This is a genomic window from Amycolatopsis marina, from assembly GCF_900111885.1.
GTDB classification, from domain to species: Bacteria; Actinomycetota; Actinomycetes; order Mycobacteriales; family Pseudonocardiaceae; genus Amycolatopsis; species Amycolatopsis marina.
Window position 1 is genome coordinate 243072 of record NZ_FOKG01000011.1, and the last position, 14030, is coordinate 257101.

The 14030-nt window shown below is 67.9% G+C and carries 15 protein-coding genes and 1 pseudogene; 6 read left to right on the plus strand and 10 right to left on the minus strand.

The features are described 5' to 3' along the window. Positions 1–57: 57 nt before the first annotated feature. The 5 genes from BM199_RS19430 to BM199_RS19450 all read left to right on the plus strand — a co-directional run bounded on the left by BM199_RS19430 (position 58) and on the right by BM199_RS19450 (position 4690). Positions 58–849 carry an alpha/beta fold hydrolase gene (locus BM199_RS19430; RefSeq protein ID WP_091674674.1) on the plus strand — a complete coding sequence of 264 codons (792 nt, stop codon included), beginning with the start codon at positions 58–60 and terminating at the stop codon, positions 847–849. Between the two features lie 100 nt (positions 850–949). Beyond that, positions 950–1852 carry an ABC transporter ATP-binding protein gene (locus tag BM199_RS19435; RefSeq protein ID WP_091674675.1) on the plus strand — a complete coding sequence of 301 codons (903 nt, stop codon included), beginning with the start codon at positions 950–952 and terminating at the stop codon, positions 1850–1852. Continuing rightward, positions 1842–2684 carry an ABC transporter permease subunit gene (locus BM199_RS19440; RefSeq protein ID WP_091674676.1) on the plus strand — a complete coding sequence of 281 codons (843 nt, stop codon included), beginning with the start codon at positions 1842–1844 and terminating at the stop codon, positions 2682–2684. The genes BM199_RS19435 and BM199_RS19440 overlap by 11 nt, the downstream gene beginning before the upstream one ends. A gap of 243 nt (positions 2685–2927) precedes the next feature. Next, a complete protein-coding gene (locus BM199_RS19445; RefSeq protein ID WP_091674715.1) occupies positions 2928–4034 on the plus strand; it encodes a sensor histidine kinase in 1107 nt (368 codons plus the stop codon). Next, a complete protein-coding gene (locus BM199_RS19450; RefSeq protein WP_091674677.1) occupies positions 4031–4690 on the plus strand; it encodes a response regulator in 660 nt (219 codons plus the stop codon). The genes BM199_RS19445 and BM199_RS19450 overlap by 4 nt, the downstream gene beginning before the upstream one ends. 13 nt (positions 4691–4703) lie before the next feature. Here BM199_RS19450 and BM199_RS19455 read toward each other — a convergent pair whose 3' ends face one another. The 7 genes from BM199_RS19455 to BM199_RS19485 form a co-directional block, all read right to left on the minus strand. Further along, complete coding sequence (locus BM199_RS19455; protein ID WP_091674678.1) at positions 4704–5357, minus strand: DUF899 domain-containing protein; 654 nt, start codon at positions 5355–5357, stop codon at positions 4704–4706. A gap of 84 nt (positions 5358–5441) precedes the next feature. Further along, positions 5442–6467, minus strand: a complete 1026-nt coding sequence (locus tag BM199_RS19460) for a LacI family DNA-binding transcriptional regulator (RefSeq protein ID WP_091674679.1) — start codon at positions 6465–6467, stop codon at positions 5442–5444. Continuing rightward, on the minus strand, positions 6464–7918 hold the full coding sequence (locus BM199_RS19465) for a GH1 family beta-glucosidase (protein WP_091674680.1): 1455 nt from the start codon (positions 7916–7918) through the stop codon (positions 6464–6466). The genes BM199_RS19460 and BM199_RS19465 overlap by 4 nt, the downstream gene beginning before the upstream one ends. Then, positions 7915–8814, minus strand: coding sequence for a carbohydrate ABC transporter permease (locus BM199_RS19470; RefSeq protein ID WP_091674681.1), 900 nt, complete (start codon positions 8812–8814; stop codon positions 7915–7917). The genes BM199_RS19465 and BM199_RS19470 overlap by 4 nt, the downstream gene beginning before the upstream one ends. A gap of 13 nt (positions 8815–8827) precedes the next feature. Continuing rightward, positions 8828–9748, minus strand: coding sequence for a carbohydrate ABC transporter permease (locus BM199_RS19475; protein WP_091674682.1), 921 nt, complete (start codon positions 9746–9748; stop codon positions 8828–8830). Then, positions 9745–11052: an ABC transporter substrate-binding protein gene (locus BM199_RS19480; RefSeq protein WP_091674683.1), complete on the minus strand. Its 1308-nt coding sequence runs from the start codon at positions 11050–11052 to the stop codon at positions 9745–9747. The genes BM199_RS19475 and BM199_RS19480 overlap by 4 nt, the downstream gene beginning before the upstream one ends. Positions 11053–11079: 27 nt before the next feature. After that, on the minus strand, positions 11080–12501 hold the full coding sequence (locus BM199_RS19485; protein WP_091674716.1) for a carbohydrate-binding protein: 1422 nt from the start codon (positions 12499–12501) through the stop codon (positions 11080–11082). A 323-nt stretch (positions 12502–12824) separates the two neighbouring features. On the opposite strand from BM199_RS19485, the gene BM199_RS19490 reads away from it, so the two are divergent. Continuing rightward, positions 12825–13208, plus strand: coding sequence for a hypothetical protein (locus BM199_RS19490; protein WP_091674684.1), 384 nt, complete (start codon positions 12825–12827; stop codon positions 13206–13208). 63 nt (positions 13209–13271) lie between these two features. On the opposite strand, the gene BM199_RS19495 is transcribed toward BM199_RS19490, so the two are convergent. The 3 genes and pseudogenes from BM199_RS19495 to BM199_RS33360 form a co-directional block, all read right to left on the minus strand. Continuing rightward, entirely contained in the window at positions 13272–13475 is a 204-nt protein-coding gene (locus BM199_RS19495; RefSeq protein WP_091674685.1) for a hypothetical protein, read from the minus strand. 234 nt (positions 13476–13709) lie between these two features. Further along, positions 13710–13874: a hypothetical protein gene (locus tag BM199_RS33920; RefSeq protein WP_177242661.1), complete on the minus strand. Its 165-nt coding sequence runs from the start codon at positions 13872–13874 to the stop codon at positions 13710–13712. Beyond that, positions 13871–14030 (minus strand): annotated as a pseudogene (locus BM199_RS33360) (IS701 family transposase); the annotation flags it as partial. The gene BM199_RS33920 and the pseudogene BM199_RS33360, both read right to left, overlap by 4 nt.

Genomic DNA, 14030 nt, shown 5'->3' on the forward strand with positions numbered 1-14030 from the left:
CTCTGTCAGAGGCACCGCACACGGGGGTGTCAAGCATGAACCGGAAAGGGCGTACCCATGAATCCCGTCAACTCCGTGGCTTCGGCCGACGGCACTACCATCGCGTTCGAGAAGCTCGGGGCAGGTGAGCCGATCATCCTCGTTGGCGCCGCGTTGTGTGACCGCAACGCCACCCGTCCGCTCGCCGAGCAGCTCGCGCGGCACCGAACCGTACTCAACTACGACCGCAGGGGACGGGGCGACAGCGGGGACACCCAGCCGTACGCCGTCGAACGCGAGATCGAGGACATCGCCGCGCTCATCACGGAGGCGGGGGGAACCGCATCCGTGTACGGCCACTCCTCCGGTGCGGGTCTCGCCCTGCACGCCGCCGCGCACGGGCTGGGGATCTCCGAGCTCGTCCTGCACGAGCCGCCCTTCGAGGCAGACGACGAAGAGGTGCGGCGCCGGTCCGAGAAGGACGCTGGAAAGATCGCGGAACTGCTGGCCCAGGATCGCCGCGAGGACGCGCTTGAACTGATGCTCTCGGGCACCGGCATGCCGCCGGAGATGGTGCGACAGCTGAGCACGGATCCAGCCGTGCTGGCGATGGCCCACACGCTGCTCTACGACTTCGCGGCAATGCACGACGCAGGCAGGGACGGCAGGTCTCCCGAGCAGCAGGCGGGCGACGTGCGGATCCCCACACTCGTTCTCGCGGGCGAGAAAAGTCCGCAGTGGATGATCGACGTCGGCCGGCGGGTGGCGGCTGCCATGCCTGAAGGACGACACCAGGTACTGGCGGGCCAGGACCACTTCGTGCCGCCCGAGGTTCTCGCACCCGTGCTGACGGAGTTCCTGACCGGCTGAGCTGAACGCTGTCGCGTCTCCGGCCTACGTCCCACGACGTAGGCGAAGTGCCGCTGCGGCGCTGACGACCCGAAGCCGTTCTCACCACACAGTGGCGGGTATGGAAAAGCCTGTCGAGACGCGACGTCTCACCAAACGGTACGGTCGCACGGTCGTGGTCCGTGACCTCGACCTGACGGTGGAACCCGGTGAGGTGTACGGATTTCTCGGCCCGAACGGCGCGGGGAAGACCACCACCCTGCGGATGCTGCTCGGTCTGGTCCGGCCGACCTCGGGCAGTGCGCTCCTGCGTGGCCGCCAGCCCGGCACCGGCGGCCACCTCGACGGGGTGGGCGCGCTTGTCGAAGGACCGGCCTTCTATCCGTACCTCTCCGGCCGGGACAACCTTCGCGTGCTCGCCCACCACGCGAAGGTCGGCAGGAAACGCGTCGCGGCCGTGCTGGACACCGTCGATCTGGCCGACCGGGCCGGTGACCGGTACTCGACGTACTCGCTGGGCATGAGGCAACGGCTCGGGCTGGCCGCCGCGTTGCTCAAGGACCCGGCCCTGCTGATTCTGGACGAACCGACCAACGGCCTTGATCCGGCGGGCATGGCGGACATGCGGGCGCTGATCCGCGCCCTCGCCCGCGAGGGCCGCACGGTGTTGCTGTCCAGTCATCTTCTCGGTGAGGTGGAACAGGTCTGTGACCGCGTCGGCGTGCTCTCCCACGGCGAGCTGATCGCCGAGAAACCGGTCGGCGAACTCGCCTCCGGCGGAACACTGCGGGTGGTGGCCGATCCCGCCGACACGGCACTGTCCCTGCTCTCCTCGACGCTCGGCGCCGATCGGGTGCGCCGCGACGGCAGGGCCATCGATCTCGACGTCGACGAGTCCGACGCCTCGAGGATCAACAGCGAACTCGTGCACGCCGGGCTGGCGGTCAGCGAACTCCGCTGGCACCGCCCCGATCTGGAACAGACCTTTCTCGAACTCACCGGAGGTGACAGCGATGTTCGATGACCTTCAGGGCGTCCGGAGTGTGCGTGCCGAACTGGGCAAGGCCGTGCGCCGGCCCGCCCTTTGGCTGCTGCCCGCCGTCGGCGTCACGCTGAGCGTCACGTTCGCCTATCTCATCCCGTACGCCGGGTACGCGGGCGGCACCGAGGGGCCGCCGAACAGCGACCGTGGACTGGCCGCCATGTTGCCCGCGGAGTTCGTGGGCAGTGCCATCGCGGGTACGCCCGTGTTCGTCGGCGCCCTTGCCCTGATCCTCGGTGTGCTGGTTGTCGGCGGCGAATATCAGACGGAGACCTGGAAGACGCTGCTCTCCCAGGGCCCCGGACGGCGAACCGTCTACGGCGCGAAAGTCGTGACCGTCGCCGCTGGTGTCCTGGCACTGACACTGGCACTGTTCGCCGCAGCCGCGCTGGCCAGTGTCGTGGTGGCCGCTCTGCAGGGGCAGCCGATGATGTGGCCACCGCTGTCCGAGATCGCGGCCGGGCTCGGCGCGGGCTGGTTGATCACGATGATGTGGGCGGCCTCGGGCATCATGCTGGCGGTGGTGCTTCGCGGCGTCGCCCTGCCGATCGGCCTCGGGCTCGTCTGGCTGCTCGCGGTGCAGAACCTGATCTCCGCGATCGCCGCACCGCTCGTGGACTGGATCGCCGATCTGCAGCACGCCCTGCCTGGCCCGAACGCGGGCTCGCTGGTCGCCTCGCTCGGCGCGGCCACGACCACCCCGGGGGTCACCGCACTCGTCGATGGCGGACAGGCCACCCTGGTGACAGCGGGATACCTGGTGGTGTTCCTCGCCGTCGGTGGTTGGCTGTTGTCCAGCAGGGACATGGGCTGAGGGAGCGGCTGAGCACCGAGCCCACCAGCGCAGCTGTTGTGCGTGAACCCGTTTGGCCGAAGGCACGCTATCTCGGCGGCAGGGCGCCGAACAGCACTAACGTCAGCTGTACCGGAAAACAGCGCCCTGGCGACGCGATCGCGTCCCGGGTTCTCAAACGGGTACTGAGGACCGGAAGGCTGCCGATCATGGCCGCCAGAAGTACGTTGCCGGAAGAACACTGAGGAGCTGCTCGTGAACCGGATGGGCGCACAGAGCCGCGACGTCCTGCTCGCGCTCGTGCTGGTGGTCGTCGGGGTGTTCGGCACGCTCGGGGCGGACCAGCGAACCACCACCGACGTCCCGGTCGACGCGCTGGCGCTCACCATGGTCGTGCTCTCGACGGCTGCCGTCGCGGTGCGACGGCGGTGGCCGCTGGCCGTCCTCACGGCCGCGGCTCTCATCACGTCGGCGTATCTCGTGCTCGGCTACACCTTCGGTCCGATCCTGTTCTCGTTCATGGTCGCGGTGTACACGGTCGCCCGCCATGTGGCACTGCCCCGCTCGGCGGTCGCCGCGACGCTCGCGATGGCGATACTGCTCCTGCACCTGATCGTCCAGCCAGGGGTCGGCGTGCTCGGCGTCATTCCCGGGTCGGCCTGGGCGGTTGTTCCCTTCGCTGTCGGGGTCACCGTGCGGCTGACCAGGCAGTCCGCCGAACAGACCCGCGCCGAGATCGTCCGCCAGCACGTCGACGAGGAACGGCTCCGGGTGGCTCAGGAGGTGCACGACGTGGTGGGACACGGGCTGGCCGCGATCAAGATGCAGGCCGATGTCGCGTTGCACCTGCTGGCCCGCAAGCCCGAGCAGGCCGAGATCGCACTGACCACGATCAGCCGGACCAGCACCGACGCGCTCGACGAGCTGCGTGCCACGCTCACCGCGGTGCGCCGGAGCGGGGCCGGGACGTCCCGCACACCCGCCCCCGGTCTCGCGGGGCTCGGCGAGCTGACCTCGCGGCTGTCGGCCGCCGGGGTGCACGTGAACGTCGAACAGTCGGGTGCACCGCGCCCACTGCCCGCCGCGGTCGATCTCACGGCATACCGGGTGGTCCAGGAGTCGCTGACGAACGTGCTGCGGCACTCGGGGGCGCAGGTTGCCCTGGTCCGGGTGGCCTACCAGACTGACGAGGTGATCGTGACGGTCGGCAATCCACGGGGGTCGGCCCCGGCAGCGGGCGATGGGCAGGGGCTCGGGCTGGCCGGTATGCGGGAACGGGTCCACGCGGTCGGCGGTTCGTTCGCCGCGGGTCCGACCCGCGAGGGTGGCTTCGAGGTCCGGTGTGTTCTCCCCACCGGAGGCGGCGAATGATCACCGTGCTGATCGTCGACGACCAGGACGTCGTCCGGCTCGGACTGCGCACCCTGGTCGAGAGCGAGGACGGCCTCACCGTCGTCGGCGAGGCCGGGGACGGCCTCACCGCGGTGTCGCTCGCCCGTACGCACCGGCCCGATGTCGTGCTGATGGACATCCGGATGCCCGGGGTGGACGGCATCGAGGCCACCAGACGGATCAGCGCCGACGAGACGCTGTCCGGCGTCCGGGTGATCGTGCTGACGACCTTCGAACTGGACGAGTACGTCTTCGACGCCCTGTCCTACGGCGCCAGCGGTTTCCTGCTCAAGGACACGAAACCAGCCGAGCTGCTCAGAGCGATCCGGCTGGTCGCGCAGGGCGACGCGCTGCTCTCGCCTTCGGTGACCCGTCGCGTCGTGGCCAAGTTCGGGTCGGGTGAACTGCGACCGGCTGCCAAGCCGCATCCCCACCTCGGCAGCCTGACCGAACGGGAGAAGGAGATCGTCGGACTCGTCGGGGACGGCCTCAGCAACGACGAGATCGCCGAGCGGCTGGTCATCAGCCCGGCCACCGCGCGCACCCATGTGAGCCGGGCGATGATCAAGCTGGGCGCCAGGGACCGCGCCCAGCTCGTCGTGTTCGCCTACCAGTCCGACCTCGTGCAGCGGTGAACGACCTCCCCGATCAGCTGTCGTACTCGTCGTGCAGACGCCACCAGTGCCCCGGCCCGCTACTGCCCCGCCCTGCGGGCTGTTCCCACTCCTCCTGTCTGCCGAGTGGTGTCAGGTCGAGGTAGCGCAGGGTACCGACGAGTTGGTCGCCACCGCGGTTCGTCGTGAAGTAGGTGCGGTACACCCGCTCGCCATCGCGGAGGAAGACGCTGACACCGAAGCCGTCCCCCACTCCGCCGTCCTGGGTGAAGTCGTTGCCGTAGGCCGAGAACCACGGCACGGTCCAGCCCATGCGCTTCCTGAAGGGTTCGATCTCGCTCAAGGGCGCCGGTGAGACCAGGACCAGTGTCGTGTCGCGTGCGTGGAGGTGGGCCAGGTGCCCGATGTTGTCGGCGACCATCGAGCAGCCGGGACAACGGTGCTTCGAGCCCGGCGCCATCATGAAGTGGTAGACGATCAGCTGGCGGCGGCCCTCGAAAAGATCCAGCAGGGTCACCTGCCCGCGGGGGCCGTCGAACACGTACTCCTTGTCGATCGCCGTCATCGGCAGGCTGCGCCGTTCCGCGTTGAGCGCGTCCTGCGCGCGGGTGAGCTCCTTTTCCTTGACCAGCAACTCGTCCCGCGCGACCTGCCACTCCTCCGGCGAGACCACCTGTGGAAGCGTCATCCTCACTCCTCCTAAACCATTCAGTTAATTAACTGATAGGTTTAGTCTAGCGCGCGGCGGATCCGCGTCAAGCGCGAGCAGCAGTTACGCCGAGACGCGCTCGATCAGCTGGGTGGGTAGCACCACTGGGTCGGCGGCCGAATTCCCGGCGATCTGGGTGAGCAGCAGTTCGGTCATGATCCTGGCCTGGTCCACAACCGGCTGGCGGATCGTCGTCAGCGGCGGATCGGTGTGCCTGGCCAACTCGATGTCGTCGAACCCGACGATCGCCACATCGCCCGGCACCCCGCGGCCCGCCGCGCGGAGCGCCTGCAGCGCCCCGAGGGCCATCAGGTCGTTGCCCGCGAAGACCCCGTCCAAGTCCGGCGCTCGGGCGAGCAGCACTGCCATGGCCCGCTCCCCCGACTCGCGGGTGAAGTCCCCGTGCTCGACGAGCTCGGCGCGCCCCGCGTCGGCCAGTGCCTGCCGATACCCGGACAACCGGTCCGCTCCAGCTGTCATGTCCGAAGGGCCTGCGATCGTGGCGATCCGCCCGCGCCCGCCTGCGACGAGCCGTTCGGTGGCCAGCTGCGCTCCACCCCTGTTGTCCACATCCACATAGGACAGATCGGGTACCGGGCACGGTGGACGGCCGCCGACAACGATCGGCACTCCGGACTCGACCAGGATCCGCGGCAACGGGTCGTCACCGTGCATCGAGGCCAGCAGGACGCCGTCGACATGTCCGCCGCGCACGTAGTCGGCCAGCCGCTCATGGTCGGCGTCGTTCTGTGCGTTCATCAGGACCAGCTGCACTCCGGTACCGGCCAGTGCCTGACTGGTCGCGATGATGATGTTGCCGAGATAGGGGTCGGCGAGAACCGTCGCATCCGGTTCCCGCATCACCAGCGCCACGGAACCCGTCCTGCGCATCACGAGGCTGCGGGCGGCGTGGTTGGGCACGTACCCCAGCCGGGCGATCGCGTCCTCGACCAGGACCCTGGCCTCCGGTGAGACCCTGGGTGAGCCGTTGATCACCCGGGACACGGTGGCGCGGGAGACACCCGCGGCCGCGGCCACCGTGTCCAGCGTCGGTGCCCGCCGCTCGACCGAAACCGGTCCGTCCGTCACTTCTGGCCACGCCTTCCTCGGCCGCCGCCCGTTCGTGCCGGGGGGACGCCGTTCGCCCGGATCACGTCGCGGTACCAGTACGCGCTGTCCTTGCAGACGCGGCGCTGGGTCGCGTAGTCCACGTGCACGATGCCGAACCGCTTCGAGTAGCCGTACGCCCACTCGAAGTTGTCCAGCAGCGACCACACGAAGTATCCCCGAACGTCGATCCCGGACTCAATCGCCTCGTGCACGACGGCGAGATGGTCGCGCAGGTAGGCGATCCGCTCCGGATCCCGGACCACGGGAGCAGCGCCATCGCCGTTGCCACCGGTGACGCTGTCCTCGAAGGCCGCGCCGTTCTCGGTGACCATCAACGGGATCCGGCCGTAGTCCTCATGCACGCGCCGAAGCACGGCGCGCAGTCCACCCGCGTCGATCGGCCACCCCATCGCCGTGGCAGGGCCGGGAACATCCAGGAACCGGATGTTCGCGCACCCCGGCCACGCCGAAGGCTCCGGTTCGCCCGCGCCCTCGTCCACGACCGTGGGCGCGTAGTAGTTGATCCCGAGGACATCGACAGGCACCGAGATCACGGCCTCGTCTCCCTCGCGCACGAAACTCCAGTCGGTCAGCTCAGCGGTGTCCTGGCGAACATCGTCGGGGTAGTGGCCGCGCAGCAGTGGATCGAGGAAGAGCCGGTTGGCCAGACCGTCGATCCGGCGGACGGCCTCCGCTGCCGCGGCCGTCCGCGAACCAGGGAACACGGCACACAGATTCAGGGTGACCGAAACCTGCGCCCCGCCGGGAAGCACCCCCCGCAGAGCACTCGTGCCGAGGCCGTGGGCGAGCAGCAGATGGTGAGCCGCGCGCAGCGAGAGGGCCGCGTCTGTTCTGCCCGGCGCGTGCACTCCGGAGGCGTAGCCGAGGAACGCCGAACACCACGGCTCGTTCAGGGTGGTCCACCAGCGGACGCGGTCGCCGAGCCGGTCGGCTACAACGGTCGCGAACTCCGCGAACCTGGCCGCGGTGTCCCGGTCGCCCCAGCCCCCGGCGTCCTCCAGTTTCTGCGGAAGGTCCCAGTGGTACAGCGTGAGCACGGGGTCGATGCCATGCGCCAGCAACTCGTCCACAAGCCGGTCGTAGTGGTCGAGGCCGCGGGAATTGGCCGGCCCTGCACCGTAGGGCAGTACTCGCGGCCAGGAAACGGAGAACCGGTACGCGGGCAGCCCGAGCCCGGCCATCAGCGTGACGTCCTCCCGGAAGCGGTGATAGTGGTTGACCGCCACGTCGCCGGTGTCTCCGTGGGCGATCTTCCCCGGAGTGTGCGCGAAAGTGTCCCAAATAGACCGTCCACGGCCATCTTCGGTCACCGCGCCCTCCACCTGGTAGGCCGCCGTTGCCGCGCCCCACAGGAAATTCCGGGGAAAGGTCAGCCCTGCCGGTTCGGCCCGGTTCGCGCCGACGGTCATCCCTTCACCGCACCCTGCATGATTCCTCCAATGATCTGACGGCCCAGCAACAGGAACACGAGCAGCATCGGGAAGGTGGCGATCACCGTCCCGGCGAGCACTAGTGAGTAGTCGACCTCGATTCCACTCGCGGTGTTCGCGATCGCCACCTGCACCGTCGGGTTCTGGGTGTTGAGCAGGATCAGCGGCCAGAACAGATCGTTCCAGTAGGTGATGAACGTGAGCAGGCCCAGTACGGCCGCCCCCGGCCTGGCCACCGGCAGCACCACGTTCCAGTAGATCCGCAGTGTGGACGCCCCGTCCATCCGGCCCGCCTCCAGCAGTTCGGCAGGCAGGGCGGAGGTGAGGTACTGCCGCATGAAGAACACCCCGAACGCACTGACCAGTGCGGGCACTATCACCCCGCGCAGATCATTGCTCCAGCCGAACCACTGGGTGACCATGATGTAGAGCGGGATGATCGAGAGCTGTGTCGGCACCAGCATCGTGCCCACCACGAGTCCGAAAAGGATATTACGTCCACGGAACGCCAGCTTGGCGAAGGCGAATCCGGCGAACGTCGAGGTGAAGACGACCGCAACCGTGATCGAGCCGGCCACGATGACCGAGTTGATCAGCGCGGTGCCGAAGTTGCCCTGTTCGAACGCGGTGGCGAGGTTGTCCCAGAGACTCCCGCCCGGCACCAGTGGTGGCGGATACCTGCCGACGGCGGACTGGTCCCGTGAGGACACCACCACCGACCAGTACAGGGGGAACACCGACATCAGCACGACCGTGAGCAACAGGACGTAGGTGGGCCACCGTCCGCGGTCCCCCGTCCGTCTGCGCCCCGCCAGGACAGGACGGCGAGGCGGCACGGCTACCGTGCCCGCGTCCGGTTCCCGAACCAGCGTCATTCGCGCACCTTTCTCAGTCCGCCGTCTTGATCCGGCGCACCAGGACGAAGTTGACCAGCACGATCACCACGCTGATCAGGAACAGGCTCCAGGCGATCGCCGCTCCGTACCCGTACCGCCCGTTGCCCCAGAACTGCTGGTAGAGAAAGAGCATCACGGTCTGGAACTGCCGCTCCGAGCCGCCGTTGCTGTTCCGGGTCGTGTCGAACAGGTACGGCTCGGCGAAGAGTTGCAGAGCACCGATCGTCGAGACGATCACCGTGAAGATGATCGTGGGTCGCAGGCTGGGCACGGTGATGTGCCAGAACTGCCGCCACCGGCTGGCCCCGTCGATCTCCGCGGCCTCGTACAACTCGTAGGGCACCGTCTGCATGGCGGCGAGATAGATCAACGTGTTGTAGCCCGTCCAGTGCCACGTGACCATGACCGAGACCGCGACCCACGAGGACACCGTGCCCGCCCGCCAGTCCACCGGGGAGTCGAGCAGCGGCTGCAGCACCCAGTTGAGCAGGCCGAAATCTCTCGCGAAGATCTGGTTGAAGATCAGCGCGACCGCGGCGACCGAGGTGATGTACGGGACCAGCACGCCCATCCGCAGGAACAGCCTGCCACGCAGCCGGTAGTTCAGCAGATGTGCGATGCCCAGCGCGAGCAGCAGTTGCGGCACGGTGGACAGCACCCCGATGCCGAACGTGTTGATCAGGGCATTGTGAAAGTTGTCGTCGCCGAGCAGGTTCCGGTAGTTCTCCAGGCCCACCGAGACGTCCTCGCTGCCCGGCTTGCGCGGGCTCCACGCCGTGGTCGAGATGATCGCGGTGTAGGCCAGTGGAAACAGGCCGAACACCGCGAACAACCCGAAGAACGGCGCGACGTAGAGGTACGGCGACCCCTTCAGGTCGAGGCGGTACAGCCTCGACCGCCACTGCTGCCTCATCCATCGCCCGCTGCGGACTTGATGTCCCGCATGACCTGCTCCCACGCGGCCGCGGGATCGGTACCCTGCTCGACGCTGTTCAACGCGTCGGCGAAAGCATTACCGATCACCCCGCTCTGCGGACCGGTGACCTGAACGGGCGCGTCCGCCAGCGAAGCGGGGAAGATCTCCCCCGCCGGAGCCGAACCGAAGAACGGCGGCGCGAATTCCGCCACCTCCGGCGTCTTCCACGTGCTCTGCTGGCTGGGGAAGTTGCCGATCTCCTGGAAGATCCGGATGGCCTGCTCGGGGGCGGTCAACCACTTCGCCAGCGCGACGGCCGCATCCTTGTTCGCACCCTGCGCGGGAACCGTGACGTAGGAACCACCCCAGTTGCCCGAGCCACCGGGAATCGTCGCGATGTCCCACTTTCCGCTGGTCTCCGGCGCGTTGGCCTGGACGTAGCCCATCATCCACGCCGGACACGTTACCGTCGCGAACTGCCCCTGCTGGAAACCGGTGTTCCATTCCGGGGAGAACTCGGGCAGCGCGGCCGACTGGCCTGCCTGGATCGCCTCGGTGGCCAGATCCCACGCCGCTCGCACGACGGGATTGCTCTCGACGATCAGGTCCCCGGCCTCGTTGTAGTACGTCTGCTCCTCGTTGCCGAGCACACCCATAAACAGATGCCCGCCCGCGTCGAACCACTTGACCCCGTCCGGAGCCCGCGCGCCGAACCTGTCGCCGGTCGCGACGTAGTCCTGCCATGTCGGCCACAGCGCCGACACCTCATCGCGGTCGGTCGGCAGGCCCGCCTGTTCGAAGATGTCCTTGCGGTAGCACATGGCCAGCCCGCCGATGTCCGTCGGCAGTCCGATCAGCGCTCCACCGTCCGCACTGGATGCTCGCTCGAGCACGGCTGCGGTCCACTCGGCGGTGTCCACGTCCGCACCCGCGAAATCGACGAACTTGTCGTGCTGGCCGACGAACCCGGCGATCTGGCCGACCTCGATGAGTTCGAGGTCGGCCGCCCCGCTGCCCGCCGTGAGCCGGGCCTGCAGGTTCTGGTGATGGGTGCTGAAATCCCCCCGGTTCTCGACGATGGTCACCCCCTGGTTGAGGCGCTCGTACTCGTCGTAGATCGATCTGTTGTCCGGCAGGGAGAAGTTGTCGCCGAAGACGTTGATGGTCAGGGTGACCGGTCCCTGGTCCCCGCTTCCACCATCCGCGCTGTCCGTCCCGCCGCACCCGGCGAGCAACAGCGCACTGACAGCGAACGGTGCCACCAGCGCCCGTGTTGCCGGAATTCCTCGTATCAGTGACATGCGTAGCTCCTGTGGCCTGCGCGCGGACTAGCGGGAGAAGGTGAACCAGTTGACATTGACGAAATCGGCGGGCTGCCCGCTGGTGAAAGTCAGGTAGACGTCGTGCACACCCGTCACGTCTGCCATGTTGGCCGGTATGGTGCGCCAGCTCTGCCAGCCACCGGTGTTGCCGACGGCGAAACTGCCGATCGGCTCACTGCTCCGGCTGTCGAGCCGCACCTCCACCAGTCCGCTGACGCCACCTCCCGCTCCGGAGGCCACTCTCGCGGAGAACTGGCGGGCGGCCGTACTGCCGAAGTCGATATCCCGGTAGAGCGCCCAGTCGCCGTTGCTCACCGAGGCGAGATGCTGACCACCGTCCGCGTCAGCGGCGGCACCCAGGGACATTCCCGACTGGGAAGCGGCGCTTTCGGCCTGGATCCTGCCGTAGGCACTCTCCCCGTCCCCCGGCGGCGGGTCGGTCGGTCCGCCGCCGGAGCCACCACGGGTCGACACGGCGACGTAGTCGACGATCATCGGGTGCCCCGGCACCGTCGCACTGGTGGGGGTGCGGAAACCCGCGACGCCGTCCGGGAAGGCGCCGCCGATCGCGAGGTTGAGCAGGATGAAGTATCCGGCGTGCGAGGTCATGTTCCGCCAGGTGTCCGCAGGCAGATCGCTCTGGCTCACACTGTGGTACTGCTGCCCGTCGACGTACCAGCGCAGCTGGTTGGGGCTGACGCTGGTGTCCCACTCGAACCGGTAGGTGTGGAACGCCGACTGGCAACTCGCTCCGGGGCACTGCCTGCTGGCGCCGATTCCGTTGGTCTCGTTGCAGGGACCGCCGGGATTCACTCCACAGTGGAGCACTCCCCAGACGGAGTTGATGCCGTTGACGTTCTCCATGATGTCGAACTCACCGATGCCCGGCCAGTTCCAGTAGTTGCCGCGGTACGGCGAGCCGAGCGCCCAGAACGCGGGCCAGTAGCCGAGCGCGGCCTCGCCGGTCACGTTCGGCATCTGCAGGCGGCTCTCGATGCGCAGCACGCCGTCGTCGGGCGCCTTGAAGTCGCCGCGACGGGTCTCGATACGCGCCGAGGTCCAGTTGCCCGCGCTGTCCCGGCGCGGGGTGATACGCAGGTTTCCCGATCCGTCGAGGCCGATGTTGGCCGGATCGTCGGTGTGCCTGGCGATCTCCCCGGTTCCCCAGTTCGCCGGACCGCCCGGATAACTGTGGCCGAGGTCGATGATCCAGTTGTCGGCGGACGGCAGCGAACCTGCCGATCCGTCGAAGTCGTCACTCCACTGCATGGTCCAGCCGGGGTCGGGCGGCGGAACCGAAGCCTGCGCGGGCAGGGTCAGCGGGACCGCGATCAGGGCTGCGGCACTGATCGCCCCGAGGAGCACACTGCGGCGCCGTGAACCGAAGGGGCGGCGCGAGATTGATCTGGACACGGTGGGGACCGGCATGGCGGTGACCTCCTTGTCACGCCCGGCAGGAGCCGGGGCACATGTGATGAGCGCCATAAATTTTGTCGTGCACCATGGAAGCGCTCTCATCCTCCCGGTGTCAACGCCCCCTCCCCAAGTCGGTCCTTTAGTCGGTGAGGACCAGCACCCGAGTTGGTACGTCCCGCGCCCGAGTTGGCAGTTCCGCGGCCCGAGTTGGCAGTTCCGCCGTTCTGGCGGGCCCCGCCTACTCGCACGAGGCTTTACCTCCGACGTAATCGACGGGCCGCCACAGCGACAGCAGAGTGGAACTCATTGGTTCCGTCCGACAGTGGAGGCGACAAATGAGAAATCTTCGACTGGTACTTCGGCTGGACGCGGCGGCCACGGCGACGATGGGTGTCCTGCTCGTCGCGCTGGCCTGGGTCCTGGATGGACTCCTCGGGTTTCCCGTGCCGCTCTCGGTGGCAGCCGGTGCGGGGCTGCTGCTCTGGGCGGTCCTCGTCGCACGGGTCTCGACGAGCCTGGCGCCGAAGCTGGTCCGCGAAGTCATCGCGGGAAACACGCTCTGGGTGCTCGCCAGCTTCGGCTACGTCATCCTCGCCTGGTCCGGTCTCACCACACTGGGAGTGCTCTTCGTCGTCGCTCAGGCGACGGTGGTGCTGGCACTCGCCGTCCTGCAGACGACCGGGCTCACCCCGCGACCGCAAGCCGTGGCGCAGGCCTGACCCGTCGCCCATCTCACTGCCCCCGGGGAGCAGCGACTCGACGCGCACCTGGTCTTGACGAGGCTAGAACTGCCGCAGCGGCCGCCAGTCGGTGTCAATGTGGTACTCGGCCGCGGGACAGCGATAGCGCACGATGATCCGCAACCTCCCGGGGGCACCCGGCGTGGCGGCATTCCCGGGTTCGACCGTGTCGGTGACTTCGAGGATGACCTCACCGCAACCGGGGAACGGACACCGCTCGCCGGTCGATCTGGACGTGCTGTTCATGTCTCGCCCCATTGCTGGCAAGTTTCGTCAATGCCGGGCATCGATGTCCGGGGCTGAAGGTTACCGCGTGACAGCGGCCTAGTCGTGCGCGAAACGGGTGAGCAGCGGTACTCACGCCGGCCTATTCCGCCACCTGCCCGAACAGCTGGTCAAGGTGGTAACGCAGCACGGCCATCGCGGCCTCCGGGCTGCGCTGGCCGACCAGCACGCTGGTGCCTAGTACTGCAACGGCAGTTAAGGAAGTGGGTAGCCGCGGCGTTTGTAGTGGCTGAGGCGGGCTTGGTGTTGTCGTCGGCGGCGGAAGCGTGACCAGGACCAGATGTGTTCGGCGGCGTCGGCGACACGCAGGACCAGCTTGGTGAGCAGGCGCCGGATCTCCGGTAGTGTAAAGCTGATCATGTCTGGTTCGGCGATACCGATTCCCCTTTTATGGCAAGGGATTTGGCGACGGCGAGCCAGGCGTGGGCGAGCATCGACAGGGTGATGTGGGCGTACCACGCCCGCCAGGACCGGACCTGGTAGTGATCCAGTCCGGCTTCGTTCTTGGCCTGCTGG